The sequence below is a fragment of the Streptomyces sp. TRD_SC_5 genome (genome assembly GCF_056836825.1).
This window is the reverse complement of record NZ_JBWZZS010000001.1, coordinates 4,713,330-4,730,679: the sequence shown is the minus strand read 5'-3', so window position 1 is coordinate 4,730,679 and position 17,350 is coordinate 4,713,330. Positions and strand designations below refer to the sequence as shown.

At 68.4% G+C, this 17,350-nt stretch carries 16 protein-coding genes; 2 read left to right on the top strand and 14 right to left on the bottom strand.

All coding sequences use genetic code 11. From position 1 onward, the window contains the following. Positions 1–17: 17 nt before the first annotated feature. The 13 genes from AC1P0E_RS21830 to AC1P0E_RS21770 all read right to left on the bottom strand — a co-directional run bounded on the left by AC1P0E_RS21830 (position 18) and on the right by AC1P0E_RS21770 (position 12,380). Positions 18–626 (bottom strand): pilus assembly protein TadG-related protein, encoded by a 609-nt coding sequence (locus AC1P0E_RS21830; protein ID WP_482743818.1) that lies wholly within the window; start codon positions 624–626, stop codon positions 18–20. Further along, entirely contained in the window at positions 626–862 is a 237-nt protein-coding gene (locus AC1P0E_RS21825) for a hypothetical protein (RefSeq protein WP_482743817.1), read from the bottom strand. The genes AC1P0E_RS21830 and AC1P0E_RS21825 overlap by 1 nt, the downstream gene beginning before the upstream one ends. Positions 863–1,017: 155 nt before the next feature. Next, positions 1,018–2,127, bottom strand: coding sequence for a response regulator (locus AC1P0E_RS21820; protein ID WP_482743816.1), 1,110 nt, complete (start codon positions 2,125–2,127; stop codon positions 1,018–1,020). A gap of 73 nt (positions 2,128–2,200) precedes the next feature. Beyond that, a complete protein-coding gene (locus tag AC1P0E_RS21815) occupies positions 2,201–3,724 on the bottom strand; it encodes a sensor histidine kinase (protein ID WP_482743815.1) in 1,524 nt (507 codons plus the stop codon). Between the two features lie 5 nt (positions 3,725–3,729). Next, positions 3,730–4,617 (bottom strand): DUF5936 domain-containing protein, encoded by an 888-nt coding sequence (locus tag AC1P0E_RS21810; RefSeq protein ID WP_482743814.1) that lies wholly within the window; start codon positions 4,615–4,617, stop codon positions 3,730–3,732. 81 nt (positions 4,618–4,698) lie between these two features. Beyond that, positions 4,699–5,634, bottom strand: coding sequence for a type II secretion system F family protein (locus tag AC1P0E_RS21805; RefSeq protein ID WP_482743813.1), 936 nt, complete (start codon positions 5,632–5,634; stop codon positions 4,699–4,701). Between the two features lie 7 nt (positions 5,635–5,641). Continuing rightward, a complete protein-coding gene (locus AC1P0E_RS21800; protein WP_482743812.1) occupies positions 5,642–7,000 on the bottom strand; it encodes a TadA family conjugal transfer-associated ATPase in 1,359 nt (452 codons plus the stop codon). Positions 7,001–7,088: 88 nt separating this feature from the next. Beyond that, a complete protein-coding gene (locus tag AC1P0E_RS21795; RefSeq protein ID WP_482743811.1) occupies positions 7,089–7,505 on the bottom strand; it encodes a TadE family protein in 417 nt (138 codons plus the stop codon). Positions 7,506–7,507: 2 nt separating this feature from the next. Further along, the gene (locus tag AC1P0E_RS21790; RefSeq protein ID WP_482743810.1) at positions 7,508–9,148 is read right to left on the bottom strand and encodes a CpaE/TadZ family protein; all 1,641 of its coding nucleotides are present in this window, start codon (positions 9,146–9,148) and stop codon (positions 7,508–7,510) included. Between the two features lie 10 nt (positions 9,149–9,158). Continuing rightward, positions 9,159–9,872 (bottom strand): Flp pilus assembly protein CpaB, encoded by a 714-nt coding sequence (gene cpaB, locus AC1P0E_RS21785; protein ID WP_482743809.1) that lies wholly within the window; start codon positions 9,870–9,872, stop codon positions 9,159–9,161. 129 nt (positions 9,873–10,001) lie between these two features. Then, a complete protein-coding gene (locus AC1P0E_RS21780) occupies positions 10,002–10,904 on the bottom strand; it encodes a hypothetical protein (protein WP_482743808.1) in 903 nt (300 codons plus the stop codon). A gap of 446 nt (positions 10,905–11,350) precedes the next feature. Further along, positions 11,351–12,043 (bottom strand): cation efflux transmembrane domain-containing protein, encoded by a 693-nt coding sequence (locus AC1P0E_RS21775; RefSeq protein ID WP_482743807.1) that lies wholly within the window; start codon positions 12,041–12,043, stop codon positions 11,351–11,353. A 1-nt stretch (position 12,044) separates the two neighbouring features. Next, positions 12,045–12,380 carry an ArsR/SmtB family transcription factor gene (locus AC1P0E_RS21770; RefSeq protein ID WP_482743806.1) on the bottom strand — a complete coding sequence of 112 codons (336 nt, stop codon included), beginning with the start codon at positions 12,378–12,380 and terminating at the stop codon, positions 12,045–12,047. 308 nt (positions 12,381–12,688) lie between these two features. Here AC1P0E_RS21770 and AC1P0E_RS21765 point away from each other — a divergent pair, with 308 nt between their 5' ends. Continuing rightward, positions 12,689–14,386 (top strand): chitinase, encoded by a 1,698-nt coding sequence (locus AC1P0E_RS21765; protein ID WP_482743805.1) that lies wholly within the window; start codon positions 12,689–12,691, stop codon positions 14,384–14,386. A gap of 57 nt (positions 14,387–14,443) precedes the next feature. Here AC1P0E_RS21765 and AC1P0E_RS21760 read toward each other — a convergent pair whose 3' ends face one another. Then, on the bottom strand, positions 14,444–15,751 hold the full coding sequence (locus AC1P0E_RS21760) for an Nramp family divalent metal transporter (protein ID WP_482743804.1): 1,308 nt from the start codon (positions 15,749–15,751) through the stop codon (positions 14,444–14,446). Positions 15,752–15,961: 210 nt separating this feature from the next. On the opposite strand from AC1P0E_RS21760, the gene AC1P0E_RS21755 reads away from it, so the two are divergent. Beyond that, complete coding sequence (locus tag AC1P0E_RS21755; protein WP_482743803.1) at positions 15,962–17,320, top strand: M14 family metallopeptidase; 1,359 nt, start codon at positions 15,962–15,964, stop codon at positions 17,318–17,320. The last annotated feature ends 30 nt before the right edge of the window (positions 17,321–17,350 follow it).

The window sequence follows — 17,350 nt, the reverse complement described above, 5'->3', positions numbered from 1 at the left end:
TTCTTGTCGTTCACTCGTCACTCGGCCAGGTGGACAGAGAACAAGTCATACGCCTCAGGCGGATCGATCAGCTCTGCGACGGGGGTCTTTGGGTCGATTTTCCAGAGCCCGCTGCCCTCGCAGTCGATCTCAATGAGCTTCGACGGATCGCTGCCCACGATCTCGCAGCGGGGTTCAATCACTGCGGTGGCATCGGCCTCGGCGTGCGTGTTCTCTGTGTCCGGGATGACCGAATCACCCACCGTAAAGCGGGTCACGATCCTGGCCTTGAACGCCGGGTAGCCATTGACCTGGGTGAGCTGGACTTGGTCGAGATCCGAGTCGTTCTTATCGGCGAGCTGCGCAGCTGCGTCAGATCCGTCGCCAGCGAAGAGATTCTCAGCCGCCAGCCACTCAGGCCACGCCTTTGGATTACCCAGGTGGTCATAGAACCCGTCGGTCAACTCGTCCCGTACGTCTTGCGCTGCCGCAAGGGCGGCCGCATCAGCAGCAGACTGACCGGCATTGCGGGCAACAGCCGCCTGAGCAAAAGCAAAGTACGCGAACGCAAGAAAGAGCAGACCCCCCACCACCACGACATACATGGGAAGGGTCTGCCCTCGGTCCTGCCGGAGACCAGCGACCATCAGCCGCCGGTGATGTCGTCCACCGCGTCGCCGATGGCCTCCGAGATCGTGTCGTCCAAGTCCAGCTCCCGCACCGCCACCACGATCAGCGCGATCACCACGACCAAGCCGGCGTACTCCACGACGCTCGCGCCCTCGTCCGCTCGCTTCTGCATGCGGGTCACGACCGTGTTCCGCCAGCTGTTGATCGTGAGCTGGGCCTTCGTCGCGGTCTTGAGCGTGAGGTTCTTCGACATGGGGTACCCCTCCGAGTTGGGCCGACGTGTGCGTGCCGCCTTCGACTCGAGAAACGTACGTCGGGACACGGGTCCCCCCAGAGGGTCCGTGGGCCCAACCCTGGGCCCAAAAGCCGACTTGGGCCCGCAGCGGCACCGTCGTCGTCCTCATCCGCTCAGCCATGACTGGTCGTCCCCCTCGCCGATCCCAGCCACAGCGCGATCGCCTCGCTCCTGCTCGCGCTGTGAAGTTTCGCGAAGATGCGGTTGATGTGGTTCTTGACGGTCTTCTCGCTGATGAAGCAGGTGGCGGCGATCTGCTGGTTGCTCATGCCCGACGCGATCAGGTCCATGACCTCCACCTCCCTCGCACTCAGCCCGGAGTCCTGGACATTGCGTGGCCGCTGGGTCCGCTGACCCTGCTGCCGGTCAGTTGAATACTGTGCCATGCCAGATTGCACCTGCGAAGTGTTTTCTCGTAGTCGCCCCGAATCCGAGACATCTGGCCCACCCTTGGCCTCTCGCGAAGCGTGTGCAGTCGCATCGTGCGCCGCTGCGTGGCCAGGGATCCGACTCGCCCCCGTGTACGCCCGGCCCGTGGCGTACACCGTGCCGAGCCCCTCCGGAAGCTCCGGTCCCGCCCCGGTCGGCGCAGCGCCGCCGCCACCCCGCATATGAGCCAGCAACGCGTCCTGGGCCGACGCCGAGAAGTGGGCGCGGCCCTCCTTGATGTCCCGTACGGCGCCGACCAGCTGCTCGGCCGTGAACTCGCCGTGCACCAAGTAGCCGCCCGCACCGAGCCGCAACGCCTCACGCACGATCTCGCTCTCGCGGCTGTACGTCAGCATCATCACCGGCGCCACCTGGACCAGGTACGGCAGCGCGGAGATGCCGTCGACGCCCGGCATGCGCACATCCAGCAGCACGACATCCGGGCGGTGATGGTGAGCCTCGGCCAGGGCCTGGCGGCCGTCGGCTGCCTCCGCTACGACCTCTACGTCGTCGCGGCCGCCGAGCAGAACGGTGAGCCCTGCCCGTACGACCGGGTTGTCGTCAGCGATCACGACACGCAGGAGGGACGGCGCACCGAAAGGGTCGGGGGTGTCGAAGGGGGACGGGGACAGGGACGGATCGGGGAATGCCGCCGCCGGCGGGGGAACGCGGACCCCGGATGGGGTGTGTTCCGAGCGGGGTTCGATCGTGTGCGACGACATGTGCTGGGACACGTGGGACGGCGACGACACGGACTGGCGGGGCCCGGAACTGTACGAGCTTTCGTCCGGCATGGTGCGGCCTCCTCTCGGGAGGGTTGGAGAGTTACTGACTAGGGACGGTGGGCGGTGGGCAGTGGGCGTTGGCTCAGTTCGAGAGCCTCATCGGTGGTGGAAGCGGTGGAAGCGGTGGCAATGCCGACAAAGACAAAGACGACGACGGTTGTCGGCCGGTCCCGGCCGTCGTCGGTGTCAGCGCCGCCGCCGGGAGTTCCAGGCGTACTTCAGTGCCTCCCGCGCTGCGGCCCCGTCCGATGCGGATACGAGCGCCGATACCGGCCGCCCGCTCGACCATCCCCACCAGCCCGAAGTGGCCGGCCTTGCGCAGGTCTTCGAGGCTGATGCCTGCGGGCAGGCCCCGGCCGTCGTCGAGCACGCTGATGCGCAGTACGCCGTCGACCATGCCGAACTCCACCGTCACCCGGGAGGCGTGGGCGTGGCGGTGGCTGTTCTCCATGGCCTCCGTGGCGATCGTCAGGAGGTGGCGCGCGATCGCATGTGGGACGGTCGGTACGGGGGCCGGAGGTACCTGCGCCAGAAGCGGTACGGGCGGCTGCGACTGCGGCGTCTCGCCCACCACACGGAACGCCGTCCCAATGCCCGTACGCTGCCCGAAATCCGCCAGCCGCGCCGCGAGTTCGTCCCCTACCGCCACTCCCCCGGTGTCGTAATCCGCCTGCCTGCGCAGGTCCGAGAGGATCTCGCGGGACTCCGCCGCCGCCCGCCGCGCCGAGCGCGCGACCATGCCCGCCTGGTGCTTGACGGTCAGCGGGTCCATGCGGTCGGCGGACTGCGCCAGTCCCTCCGCCGCCATGGCGACGCCGTGCAGGGTCTTGGCGACCGAGTCGTGCATCTCGCGGGCCAGACGGGCCCGTTCGCCCTCCACCGCGTCCGTGACCGCGAGCCGGGCATTGGCCTCGGAAAGGGCCTGTGTGGCCGCTCCGAAACGGAACATCAGATTCCGAAGCGTTACGCCGATGATTCCGGCCGCCACACAGAAACCGCTTATCAGCAGCGTGCTGGCCGGGCTCGCCATCCGTTCCGCCCAGGCCGTGTACGCCGCCGCCAGCAAGAGAATCTGGATCGCGGTGAAGATACCCGCGCCCCGCCAGCCGTACAGCAGGCCCGCGAGGAGCGGCGTACACACGGTGGCGTAGCCGAGGGCCGAATCCGGGGAGGCCGTCAGCAGCAGGACGGAGCCGAAGAGCACGTCCACGCCCATCAGCGTGCGGTACTTGATGAGCAGGGGGCCGAACACCTCCCAGTCCCGCAGCATCGCATACGAGCCCACGAAGCTGAAGACCACGGCCCCGCCGACCAGCCAGCCGCCGAACTGCCCCCCGGCCCTGGCGAGCGCGAAGGGCGCGCCCAGCGCGATCATGGCGAGGCGGAAGCCGAAGACCTGGCGGCACAGCGCCTGCAGGGCGTTGATCTGGATCGGGATGCTCGGTGCCGGTACGTCGTCGGCGAGGGCGGACGCGGGGGCCACTTCCGGGGCGGCCGCGCCACCCTGAAGCTCATGCCCCGACCGGGGGCCGGGGCGGAGGCCGGAGCGGACGCCGGACCCGAGGACGGACCGGAGGCCGAGCCGGATCGTGGGAAGCGACGCCATGGCCGTCAGCCGCCGAAGACCGAGCCGAAGTCGGTCTCCGACCCCAGGAACATGTTGGTCACGATGAGGAGCAGCGTCGCCGGAACCATGAACGCGAGCGTGACCACCGTCGTCTTGGGAATCGCCTTCGCGGCGCGGCGCCGCGAGTTCTGGGCGTCGGTGCGGCGCATGTCGTTGGCGATCTGGATCAGGGTGTCGGCGATCGGCGCGCCGAGTTCCTCGCCCTGCTGGAGCGCCGTCACGAACTGCGAGACCTGTTCGGACTCGTTGCGTCTGCGCAGCTCGTCGAAGGCCTGGCGCCGGCTCACGCCCATGTCCATCTGGCGGAGGGTTATGCGCAGCTCGTCCGCCCACGGGCCTTCGTACTTCTCCGATACGCGGTCCAGCGCCTGCCGGAAGCCCAGGCCCGCGCTGACCACGACGGCGAGTACGTCGAGGAAGTCGGGCAGGGTCCGCTCGATGACGTCCTTGCGTTCGCGGATGGCCTGCCAGATGGTGACGTCCGCCGCGAACCACCCGTAGGCGACGCAGAAGACACCGAACAGCGGCAGGTCTGCCATCAGCAGTACGAGGGCCGAGAAGCCGCCGAACAGGCCGTATACGGCGCGGCGCGCGGCGTACCTGTCGACGGTGAGGCCGCCGGGGTTCCCCGCCATGTCGATCTTGCGGCGCTTCTTGTCCACCATCCTCGGCCCCATGACGCGGAGCACGCCCGGGGCGAAGCGCATACCGAGGCGGTCGACCGCCGATTCGGTCCCGGAGACACGCGAGGCACCGATTTCCAGGGCGACGGCCAGATCCCCGGGGATCTTGGCCTCGGCGCGGTACATCTTGATGCCCTGGAACACGCCCGCGACACTCAGACCGACCACCAGCGCGAGAAGCAGTCCCATGCCGGGCACCTCCTGTTTCAGCTCGTACGGGCGATTCGTACAGGCGATTCGTACGGGCAATTCGTATGCGGGAGCGCGGATTCAGACGTCGATCTTTCCCAGGCGGCGCATCACTATGAACCCGAGCGCGTACAGCCCTATGGCCACGATCACGATGATCTGGCCGACCGGGCTGCTGGTCATCCGCTCCATGGAGCCCGGGGTGACGGAGTTGAGCATGATCATTGCCCCGAGGCCGAGAAGCGGGATCGTGTACGCGGTCGCATTGACTTCGGCCAGCATCGTGCGGACCTCCCGTCGCGTCTCCTTGCGCTCCTCCAGCGTCTCGGTGAGGTTTCGGAGCGATCCGACGACCGTGCCGCCGGCCCGGTTGGAGAGCACCAGGGTCGTGACCAGCACGACGAGCTCGCGCGACGGCAGGCGTTCGGCCAGCTCCCCCAGGGCATCGTCGATGGACCGCCCGACTGCCAACTGGTTTGCCACACCCGCGAGTTCCTCGCCGGCCGGTGCCTCCAGTTCCTCGGCCGCCATGCTCAGCGCGGTACGCAGGGCCAGTCCGGCGGCCGTCGCGTTGGCGAGTATCCGGGACAGGTCGGGAAGCTGGTTGATGAAGGCCTCGATCCGTTTCTGCCGCTGCCAGTTGAGAAACGCGCTGCCTCCCCAGACGGCGACCAGACCGGCGACGGGGCCGAAGAAGGGGGCCAGTACCGAGGAGGCGATCAGCCACAGCGCGGCCACGCCGACGACCACGTACACGAAGAACTCGCCCGCTGTCAGGTCGAGTCCGGTGGCCGAGAGCCGCGTGTGGATCTTCCTGCCGAGCGCGGTCTTCCGAAGCCGCCGGTCGACACCCATGAATCGCCGCTGCCGGCCCATGGAGTGGGGGCCGGTGATGGCCAGGCGCTCGACGAGGGCGGCACGCTGGGCCTTGCCCGAGACGTACGTGTGCAGCCCGGCCACACCGAGGGCGCCGCAGAGCAGCGTGCTGCCGATCGCCAGCATTGCGGGATTGTTCATGGCGTACCTACTGGGCCTCTCGGACATAGAGCGGATTGAGCGGACTGAGCGGATCGTCCAGTTCCGATACGACGCCGAACGCGGGCGGGATCGGCTCGTTCGCGAGGTGCAGCCGGTCCGCGATGCGGCGCGGCAGACCGAGGTGTTCGAACCGGCCGTGGACGATGCGGTCCGCGCTCATCGGCTGGGCGACGAAGCGCGAGACGGTGGCGATCTGGAACCGCTCCCGGCCGTGGGACACCAGAACCGCGATCTCGCTGATCTTGCGGGAGCCGTCGGCCAGGCGCGACAGCTGCACGATGACGTCGACAGCGCTGTTGATCTGGTCCCTGAGCGCCTCGAACGGGATCTCGACCTCCGACATCGAGCCGAGAGTCTGCAGGCGCATCAGCGCGTCCTCGGCGCTGTTGGAGTGGACGGTGGCGAGCGAGCCGTCGTGGCCGGTCGACATCGCCTGGAGCATGTCGAGCGTCTCGCCGCCGCGCACCTCACCGACGATGATGCGGTCGGGGCGCATGCGCAGGGAGTTGCGTACGAGATCACGGATGGTGATCTGGCCCTTGCCCTCGACGTTGGGCGGGCGGGTCTCCAGGCGGATGACGTGCGCCTGCTGGAGCTGGAGCTCGGCCGCGTCCTCGACGGTGATGATGCGCTCGTGATCGGGGATGAGGCCGGACAGCGCGTTGAGGAGCGTGGTCTTTCCGGAGCCCGTACCGCCGGACACGATGACGTTGAAGCGGGCGCGGACGAGGGCGGACAGCAGCATCAGCATCTGCTCGTCGAGGGTGCCGAGGCTGATGAGCTCCTGGAGGCGGTACGCGCGCGGGAAGCGGCGGATCGTGAGGGTCGGACCGGTGAGGGACAGCGGCGGGATGATGACGTTGACGCGCTCGCCGGACGGGAGGCGGGCGTCGACCATCGGATTCGACTCGTCGACGCGGCGGTTGACGGTCGAGACGATGCGCTCGATCGTCTGCATCAGCTGCTCGTTGGACGCGAAGCGCATGGGCAGCTGCTCGACGCGGCCGGCCCGCTCGACGAAGATCGAGTCGGGGCCGTTCACCATGATCTCGGTGATGGAGGCGTCTTCGAGGAGCGGTTCGAGTACGCCGAGCCCGAGCGCCTCGTCGACGACGCGGCGGATGAGCTGGGAACGCTCGGCGGTGGAGAGGACCGGCCCCTCGCGGCTGATGATGTGGGCGAGTACGCGCTCCAGCCGGGCCCGCCGCTCGCCCGCCGCGAGCGAGGACATCTCCGCGAGGTCGATCTCCTCGAGCAGCTTGGTCCGGTAGGTGGCGACCAGGTGGCCGTCCTCCCGTCCTCCCGCGTGCTCGTCGGGGGCGGTGATGCGTGCCCGCAGACTCATGTGCGTGACTCCTCGCGCTCGTGCGGATCGCTCGTGCGGTTCCTTCGTGCGGACCTTTCGTACGGACCTCTCGTACCGGGCGGGGCTACTACCGCTCCTCCTGGTCGGCGGGCATCGTCACCGAGCGCTCGACCTCGCCGAAGTCGGCCATGCCTGGGACGACCGAGGGGATCGACACCTTGGCTGTGGCGGTGACGGTCTCGCCCTCGATGAAGTCGATATTCGTACCTTCGGCCAGCCAGTCGCTCATCGCCGCCTTGCCGGTCGCCTCACCCTGGCCGTGCAGCTCGTCCTGCGCCTGCGTACGGGCGGCCGCCCGCGCTGCGGTGCCCGCCTGGGAGGCGGCGTAACCGACGATGCCGAGCTGGATACCGGCCATAGCGACGATCAGCAGGATGGGCAGGAAGCCGGCGAACTCCAGGATGGCTGCGCCTCGGTCGCGGTCCCGGTCACGGTCGTGACCGCTGATCCGGCGGCGTGCGATCCGGCGGCGTAAGAATCTCATTTCTAGTCCCCCTCCAGAGCAGCGCCGGCGCTGCCGTCCACGGCCCACGGGAAGTTGCCGGCTCCGGGGAAGAGGATCGGGGTGGTGAGTTTGACGCTCGCCTGCCACAGGTTGCCCTCCGGCGCACAGTCGATCTCGGCGTCGCCCTGCCACGACGACGGAAGGTGTTCCTGCGCAGCGGCTTCACAGGCTGCCTCCGTCCCGCCGCCGCTCGTCGCAGCCGCCGTAGCCGCCCGCGCGCCCTCGTCCGCCGCGTTGCCCGCCAGCGAGAACGTGTAGCCGAACAGCACTGCCTGCCACATCGCGATCATCACAAAGAGGATGAGAGGAGCCATGCCGGCCAGCTCGACAGTGACAGCGCCCCGATCCCGGTCCTGGTTGCGGTCCCGGTCCTTGCCCCGCCCCCGGAACCCGATCGCCCCCCGGTCGCTCCTCAGCAGCCTCCCGCCGCCCTTGCCTCCTCCTCCCGCCGCCGGCTTCACCAGCCCCAGCTCGCCGGCCAGCGCCCACAGCGCCTGCCTGACCGTGCCTCGGCTGTCCAGGTCCTGCATGCGGCCAGAGTCCGTAGCGGCCTGGAGTTCCTTGAAGTTGGCCGGGATCGCGGCCCGCGCGACCTTCGTGCCCGTGATCCGTTCCACCAGCGGCGGCTGGATCTCCGTGTTGCGGTTGTGGCGGTTGACGACGGTGGTCGTCTCCTCCGCCTTACGGATCTGGAGGCGGTCCCACATCCGCACCATGCGCTTGGCCGCCCGTACCGCCACCACGTCCGGCGTGACGACGAGCACCGCCTGGTCGGCCATTTCGATGGCTGCGGCGTTCGCGCTGTTCATCTGCGTACCGCAGTCGACGACCACGACCTCGTAGCGGTTGCGGAGCGCGCTCACCACCTGCCGCGCCACCCGGTCGGTGACCTCCTCGCCGCGCTCACCCTCCGCCGGTGCCAGCACCAGGCTGACGCCCGTGGGGTGGGAGAAGACCGCGTCCTGGAGTACGCGCGGCGAGATGTCGGCGATGCCGGCCAGGTCGACGATCGAGCGCCGGAACTGCACGTCCAGGTACGACGCCACGTCCCCGGACTGCAGATCCAGGTCGACCAGAGCGACCGTACGCCCCGACGCCTTCGCCGCGAGTGCGAGCTGTACGGCGACGACCGTGGCCCCCGTGCCGCCCTTCGCGCCCGTGACCGTCACCACCGTGCCGCCTGGTCCCGTGAAGACGTCCGGCCCCGTGCCCAGGTGGCGGCGTACGCCTGTGGACCAGGAGGCGGCGCCCTGGACGCGGGCCGCCAACTCCTCGTAACCGAGCGGCAGTCCGACCAGGCCGCGCGCGCCCGAGTCCATGGCGGCCGTGAAGAGCGCGGGGCCGGTGTCGGCGGTGACGAGAACGACGCCGACCGCCGGAAAGCGGAGAGCCACCTCCCGGATCAGCTCCAGCGCGGGAACCGGTCCGATGCGCTCGTGGACGAGGACCACCTCGGGCAGCTCGTCGAGCGACTCGCCCGCGAGCCGCGCGAGGGTGTCGAGAAGCGCCGTCGAGTCCGTGACCGGAGCGGCCGGTTCCGCGTCGGGGAGCTGGCTGAGGAGGGTGGTGATGGCGCGGGCGGCATCAGGATCGCCGACCGCCGGGAGGATACGAGTCGTCATACGCCGGTCCTCACTTGTCCCCGTCGAGGGTGTACTCACGGTCGCGCGGCGAAATCGTGGTGTCGCTGCCGTCGGCCACGAGGGCCAGGCGCACATGCTCGGCGAAGGACTCTGCGTACGCCACGCGCTGGGCATCGAGCGTGTTCAGAGCGAAAGTGATCGGTACGGCGTCGGTGGCCTTGCGCCTGCGGTCGCTGTTGCTGTTGCCGGGCTCCAGCGCCGTGATCTTGCCGACGTCGAGCACGCGAGCGCCGGAGACGATGACCTGGGACTTGTTCGGCTGCCCTTCGTCCTCGCCCTCGAAAGTGGCATAGATGTTCACGCTCGAACCGGGGTTGATCTTGCCCGCCACTCCCGTGGCGGCATCAATCATGATCGCGATTTCCTGCTCCCCGGAACCGAGCTCGGGTTTCTTCACGATCATGTCGCTCTGGAGGAGCGAGCCCCTTTGGAGCTGGGTCACCGCGATCTTTCCCCGTACCTCTGAAATGTCGGTCACGGCATTGGCGGAAAGCCACCGCTTCGGCATCGAGATCTTCTCGAACTGGCCCGCGTCGAGCTGCTTGTACGGCGCCACGTCGCTCTTGAGCCGGTACGCCGCGACTTCCGGGCCCACCTTGGAGTTCACATCGCTGATCACCGAGAGCACGCCGGCGAACGCCCCGAAGGCGCAGAGAACCGACAGGAGCAGCAGAATGACGCCGCGGCGCTGACGTGAGTTCATGGAGTCGGGCTACCTCGATCAGGAACGTCGGATCAACGGACATTGAGCGGGGTGGTGCGGCGCGTGCATGAAGCGATGGAACACGTGGAACAGTTGTGCTGCACAAGAGATATGGTGCCCCGCGCGGTGCTAGGGCGACCCCTGGTTCAAGACACCGACCGCGCGGGATTGGTTCTCGGGTGGTGGGGTGATGGGGGCCGAACAGAAGCCGCAGCGATCACCGATGAGTTCGACGCCGCACCAGTGGCATTTCTCCCGCCGCACGGACGCAACGAGTTGATAGAGCACGGAGATGTCCGGCAGGAACGCGGCGAACTCGATCATCTTCGCTGTGCCCCACCAGCGCGGGGAGTCGGCGGGCAGTCCGGTTTCGTGTACGCCGGAGACCTGCCAGGCGGGGGCGAGCGTTCCGGTGACCCAGTCGGAGACCAGGGACCCTTTACCGACAAGCAGTTGGGTGGCGAATTCCGGCCCGGCGAGCCCGGCCCCGTAACCGTCGGCGGGGCCCGCCCCCGCCGCGCTGCTACTGATCTTGATCAGCTGCGGGTTCGGATTGGCCAGTACCCCGAACTGCGTACCTGGCATCCACGACTTCGCGTGCGACTTGAGGCTGACGGGAACGCGGTCGAGTTTGGTGACGGAGTTGAGCAGCGCGCCGGCGTAGATGTAGTGAGAGAGAAGCCTGGCGGCGGAGGCGACGACACCGGCGCTGAAGTCGCAGATCGACAACTGCCGTAGCTGGCGTACGAGTACGGCGATGCCCAGGGGTGGCAGGTCGAGCTTCAGGAGTGCCAGCCGGTCGGTCTCCAGCATGGAGCGGAGGATGTGGAGGCGGCGTTCGTGGGCGGCGGGGATCGAGGCGGGATAGACGGCGACGACGTACCCGTACCGCTCCAGCATGACGTTCATGTCGACGAGGGCCGCTTCGAGCGGCTGGGCGTCCGGGGCCTGGAGCAGGGCGGCGGTCGGGGTCTGTTGATCAGTGGGCGGCAACACCAAGTCGGCGCTGGTGACTGCGATCGCGGTCGGCACGTTGGTTTCCCCGTTCACTCCGTACGCCGCTGATCCCGGCGGACCGCGGCGGCGTACGCAGATCGATGCTGCTCCGTCGTGCTGCACCAGCACTTTATCCACGGCCTACGTGGCGGAGAACACTTTTCCTTTTTCTCGTACGGGGCGTTGGGGGCGGGGGCGCGGCAGGGCGGGGTCGGTCCCCTCGCCGGTGAACCACTGGTTGCGTCTGGGGGTTTCGGGCCCCGGTGATCGGACCGGACGGCCCGGTTGGTGGGGCGGTTTGAGGTCCTCGGCGGGGCGGGATGGGCCGAAACCGACAGAAGACGAAAACGGCCGGTGCTTATGCCCTAGTTGACACCACTGTGGCGACCTGGGGATGCGTCATGTGCTGGGTTTGTGGCACTTGATGGTGGTGTCGTGGAGGAACCGGCGGTCCCCGGCGCTGTGACTGTGCGGGTCGCTGGTCAGCAGCAGGTGCAGCCGGGCTTGCAGCCGCAGGCGCCGGTCTCGACGGAAGCCGTGGAGACCGTCGGGACGGGGCCGCAGCAGGCATCTCCGCGCCAGGCGTCGCGGCCTTCCTTGACTGCGACAGCGGCGATGACAAGTGCGGCGATCGGGTCGGCCCAGGACCAGCCGAAGAGACTGTTGGCGAGCAGGCCGACCAGGACGACGGCGGAGAGGTACGTGCACAGCAGGGTCTGCTTGGAGTCCGCGACTGCGGAGGCGGAGCCGAGTTCGCGGCCGGCTCGTCGCTGGGCGGCGGAAAGGAAAGGCATGACCGCCAGGGAGAGGGCTGCGATCACTATGCCGGGGGTGGAGTGCTCCGCTTCGCCGGTGCCCGTCAGTGCGCGGATCGCGTCTACGGCGATGTAGGCGGCGAGTACGAAGAAGGAGACGGCGATGATCCGCAGGGTGGTCTTCTCGCGCGCTTCGCGGACAGCCTGATCGGCGGCCGAGAACTGCCAGGCGACGGCGAGTGCGGAGGACACTTCGATGACGGAGTCGAGGCCGAACCCCACCAGTGCGGTGGAGGAGGCGAGGGCGCCGGCGGTGATGGCCACGATCGCTTCGATGACGTTGTAGGTGATCGTCGCCGCGACCAGCAGACGTATGTGCCGGGTCAGCACATCGCGGCGGGCCGGGGATATCGAAGCCATATCAGCAGCAGCCCTTTGCGTCGGCATCGACACAGGTGCGGTCGGTCTCGACGGCGACGACCGCAGTGCGCAGGTCGTCGAGCGCGTGGCCCAGACGATGGTCGGCGAGCTCGTAGCGGGTGCGTCGGCCGTCGGGGATGGCAACAACCAGGCCGCAGTCGCGCAGGCAGGCCAGGTGGTTCGACAACCGGGTCCGAGAGACTCCGATCCTCTCGGCGAGGTCGGACGGGTAGGCGGGGGCGTCCCGCAGAGCCAGTAGTAGCTGGCAACGGATCGGGTCGGCGAGGGCACGGCCGAAGCGCGCGAGCACCTCGACCTCCGGGGTGATGGTCAGCATCGTCCGAACATACACAGGTTCCTGAATTCAGCAAAACCTGAATCGTGCGGTCTCTCGGCGCATAGCCGATCACGGACGGCGTGGCCGCCGCGCTCGGAAGGCCGGGCCACGTGGCTCGATTGCGGCGCCCGCGTCAGCGGGGCCGTCTGGTGCGAGCCGCGGTCACCGCGAGCGTCGCGAGTGGGCAACTGACCGCTCCGCCAGAGGTCTTGACAAGTCAATTGGTCTGAACCATTTTAACGACCAACAACAAACGGTGGCCACCGTCCCAGCGACTCCTCCCCACACTCCCCCACCGGAGGCTGCAAGTGGACCGCCCAGCGTTTCCCCTCATAGCTCTCACCGCCGCCACACTCCTCACCGCCGGGCTGGCCGCCCCCGCCGCCCAAGCCGCGACCCAAGCCGCCGACGTGAACGTAGCCAAGAATGCCGGCTTCGAGTCCGGGCTCAGCAACTGGGCCTGTTCCGCAGGCAGCGGCGTCACCGTTCCTTCCCCCGCCCACGGTGGCGCCGCTGCCCTCAAAGCCACTCCGGCCGGGCAGGACAACGCCCGCTGTTCGCAGACCGTCACCGTGAAGCCCGGAGCGACGTACACCCTCAGCGCCTGGGTGCAGGGCGGTTACGCCTACCTCGGCGCCAGCGGCACCGGCACCACCGACGTCTCCACCTGGACGCCCGACTCGTCCGGCTGGAAGCAGCTCACCACCAGCTTCAAGGCCGGGCCCTCCACCACTTCCGTGACGGTCTACACCCACGGCTGGTACGGCCAGAGCGCCTACTACGCCGACGACCTCTCCGTCTTCGGCCCCGACGGCGGCGGAGGCACCGATCCCGAGCCGGGCATACCGGCCGCCCCCGCCGGGCTCACCGTCGGCGCCACGACCTCGTCGTCCGTCGCGCTCTCCTGGTCGGGCGTGAGCGGCGCGACCGGCTACAACGTCTACCGCGGTGGTACTAAGGTCCAGTCCGTGACCCAAACCTCCGCGACCGTCTCGGGGCTGGCCGCGGACACGGCGTACAACTTCCAGGTGGCCGCGACCAACTCCGCCGGCGAGTCCCCCAAGTCGGCTTCGGTCAGCGGCCGGACCGCTCCCGGCGGCGGTGACCCGGGCCCCGGGCCCGCCGTGCCCAAGCACGCGCTGACCGGTTACTGGCAGAACTTCAACAACGGCGCGACCGTCCAGAAGCTGCGTGACGTGCAGGTGCAGTACGACATCATCGCTGTCTCCTTCGCCGACTCGACTGCCACGCCCGGGCAGATCGTCTTCAATCTCGATCCGGCTGTCGGATACGCCGGCGTCGCCGACTTCAAGGCCGACATCGCCGCGAAGAAGGCCGCCGGGAAGTCGGTGATCATCTCGGTGGGCGGGGAAAAGGGCAACGTCACCATCAACAGTGACGCCTCCGCGACCGCCTTCGCCAACAGTACGTACGCGCTCATGCAGGAGTACGGCTTCAACGGCGTCGACATCGACCTCGAGCACGGCATCAACTCGGTCTACCTCACCAAGGCGCTGCGCCAGCTCTCCGCCAAGGCGGGATCCGGGCTGGTCCTGACCATGGCGCCGCAGACCATCGACATGCAGAACACCGGGACCGAGTACTTCAAGACGGCGCTCGCGGTGAAGGACATCCTGACCGTCGTCAACATGCAGTACTACAACAGCGGTTCCATGCTGGGCTGCGACGGCAAGGTCTACTCGCAGGGGTCCGTCGACTTCCTCACCGCGCTCGCCTGCATCCAGCTGGAGGGCGGCCTCGCCCCGAGCCAGGTCGGCATCGGCGTACCGGCGTCCACGCGGGGCGCGGGCAGTGGGTACGTCTCCCCGTCCATCGTGAACAACGCGCTGGACTGCCTGACGCGCGGGACCGGCTGCGGATCGTTCAAGCCCGCCAAGACCTACCCCGGCCTGCGCGGCGCCATGACGTGGTCCACGAACTGGGACGCGACGGCCGGCAACGCCTGGTCGAACGCGGTGGGGCCGCACGTACACAACCTGCCCTAGCCGGACCCCCGTGCAGCGCCGCCGCTCCCCCGGCGGCGCTGCACCGCGCCGAAGCGTCTACCAGGGCAGCTCCCTGACCTGCTGTACGCACAGCACGACGAACAGCAGGCCCGCCGCCACCAGCATCACGTTGCTGAGCATGCCGTTGCGCCACTCCTTCGGCGTACGGGTGGAGTTGAGCAGCCACACCAGCGTCAGCGCCAGGAACGGCATGAAGAAGGCGCCCAGCACGCCGTACACCACGACCAGGCCGAACGGCTGGTCCAGCCACAGCAGGGTCATCGGCGGGAAGGTCAGCCACAGCAGGTACGCCCGGAACGGTACCGAGCGTTCCTTCACGCCGGCCGCGACCTCCTCGACCGTGCCGACCTCGACCGGGGCGCCCTTGCGGTCGCGCTGGAACCGCTCGACGAAGTCGGCGAACATCAGACTCACGCCGTGCCACACGCCGATGAGGGACGAGAAGGACGTGGCGAAGAAGCCGATGAGGAAGAGCTTGGCCGTGACCACCCCGTAGCGGTCCTCCAGGATCTTGCCGAGGTCGATCAGGCCGCGGTCGCCCTTGGTGAGGGCGAGTTGGGAGGAGTGCAGCAGCTCGGCGCCGACGATCAGCATGGCGACGACGAAGACGCCCGTGGTGATGTACGCGACGCGGTTGTCGAGGCGCATCACCTTCATCCAGCCGGTGTTGGTCCAGCCTTTGGCGTTCACCCAGTAGCCGTACGCCGCCATGGTGATCGTGCCGCCGACGCCGCCGATCAGGCCGAGGGTGTAGAGGAGCGAGCCGTCGGGAAGGACCGGGACCAGGCCGGCGAAGGACGCACCGACGTCGGGGCCGACGCGGGCCGCGACGTACACGACGATCACGAACATCACGCCGACCAGGACCGTCATGACCTTCTCGAAGACGGCGTACTGGTTGAACCAGACGAAGGCCAGGCCGATCAGGCCCGTGATGATCGCCCACGTCTTGAGGCCCGGTCCGTCGGGGAACAGCGCGACGATGGGGAGGGCGGAGGACGACATGGCCGTCGCGCCGTAGACGAAGCCCCAGATGACGACGTAGATCGCGAAGTAGACGGTGGTCCACTGGCCGAGGCTGCGCCAGCCCTCGAAGAGGGTGCGGCCGGTGGCCAGGTGCCAGCGGCCGGCGGCTTCGGCGAGGGAGATCTTGACCAGGCAGCCGATGACGGCCGCCCACATCAGCGTGTAGCCGAACTTGCTGCCCGCGATCAGCGTCGCGACGAGGTCACCGGCTCCGACGCCGGTCGCGGCGACGACGATTCCGGGGCCGATGTACTTCCAACTGGACTTGCGCGGCTGCGCGACGGCCTCTCCCGTGCCGCTCTGTGTCGTGCCTGTCATCTCGGCGTCCTCCCGTTGGTCCCCGACAGCGATCGAGATCACCAAAGCGGGGCGGGGGGCACTCGCGCAAGGGGTACGCGAGAGCGCGGCGGCGCGGGCGTATGGCCGAACCACGCCCTTGACCTGTCCATGCCATGCCCTCACCATGTGGGCCAGCACTCCCGCACGACATGCGTCGCACACCCCCACACTCCCCACCCAGGAGACAGCATGCGACTTCGCATACGCGGAAGAGGGTCCGCCAAGTCCGCCACCCTCGCGGGCCTCGCGGCCCTCGTGGCTCTCGCCGTGGCAGCGCCGCTCACCGCGAGCGCGACCACGGCAGAGGCACGGCCCACCCCCGCCGCCGCAGCGGAAGAAGTGATCAGGCAGTACGAGATCCACGGTCCGGCCACCGCCGCCGCCCGTACCGCCGTCGCGGCCACCGGAGTCTCGGTGGACGAGGCCGACGACCACTCGGTCGTCGTCAGCGCCAACGCCGAGCAGCTCAAGCGGCTCAAGGCGCTCGGATACGCCCCGAAGGCGCTGCCGGGGCCGCCCGCCCGTACCGGCGGACTGGCCGTCGAGCCGTTGGACTTCCCGCCGGCCGACTCGCGCTATCACAACTACGCCGAGATGAACGCGGAGATCAACCAGCGGTTGCAGCAGTACCCGAATCTCATGAGCAAGCGCGTCATCGGCAAGTCGTACCAGGGCCGCGATCTCATCGCCATCAAGATCAGCGACAACGTGGCGACCGACGAGAACGAGCCCGAGGTCCTCTTCACCCACCACCAGCACGCCCGCGAGCACCTGACCGTCGAGATGGCGCTCTACCTGCTGCGCGAACTGGGCGCGGGCTACGGCTCGGACTCCCGGATCACCAATGTCGTCAACAGCCGCGAGATCTGGATCGTGCCGGACCTCAACCCGGACGGCGGCGAGTACGACATCGCCTCCGGCTCGTACCGCAGCTGGCGCAAGAACCGGCAGCCCAACTCCGGGTCGTCGTACGTCGGTACGGACATGAACCGCAACTGGAACTACAAGTGGGGCTGCTGCGGCGGCTCTTCGGGTTCGTTCAGCTCCGAGACGTACCGGGGCCGGGCCGCCGAGTCCGCCCCCGAGGTGAAGGTCGTCGCCGACTTCGTCCGCTCGCGGGTCGTCGGCGGGAAGCAGCAGATCAGGACCGGCATCGACTTCCACACGTACAGCGAGCTGGTGCTCTGGCCGTTCGGCTACACGAAGGCGGACACGGCGCCCGGCATGACCCAGGACGACCGCAACGCCTTCGCCGCCGTCGGACAGAAGATGGCCGCGAGCAACGGCTACACCCCCGAGCAGTCGAGCGACCTCTACATCACGGACGGGTCGATCGACGACTGGCTGTGGGGCAACCAGAAGGTCTTCGGGTACACCTTCGAGATGTACCCGAGCGGCTTCGGGGGCGGCGGTTTCTATCCGCCCGACGAGGTGATCGAGCGCGAGACCAGCCGCAACCGGGACGCGGTGCTGCAACTGCTGGAGAACTCGGACTGCATGTACCGGTCCATCGGGAAGGAGCAGCAGTACTGCGGCTCCGGCAGCTGATCGGAGGTCAGGCGGCCGGAGGGGCCCCGT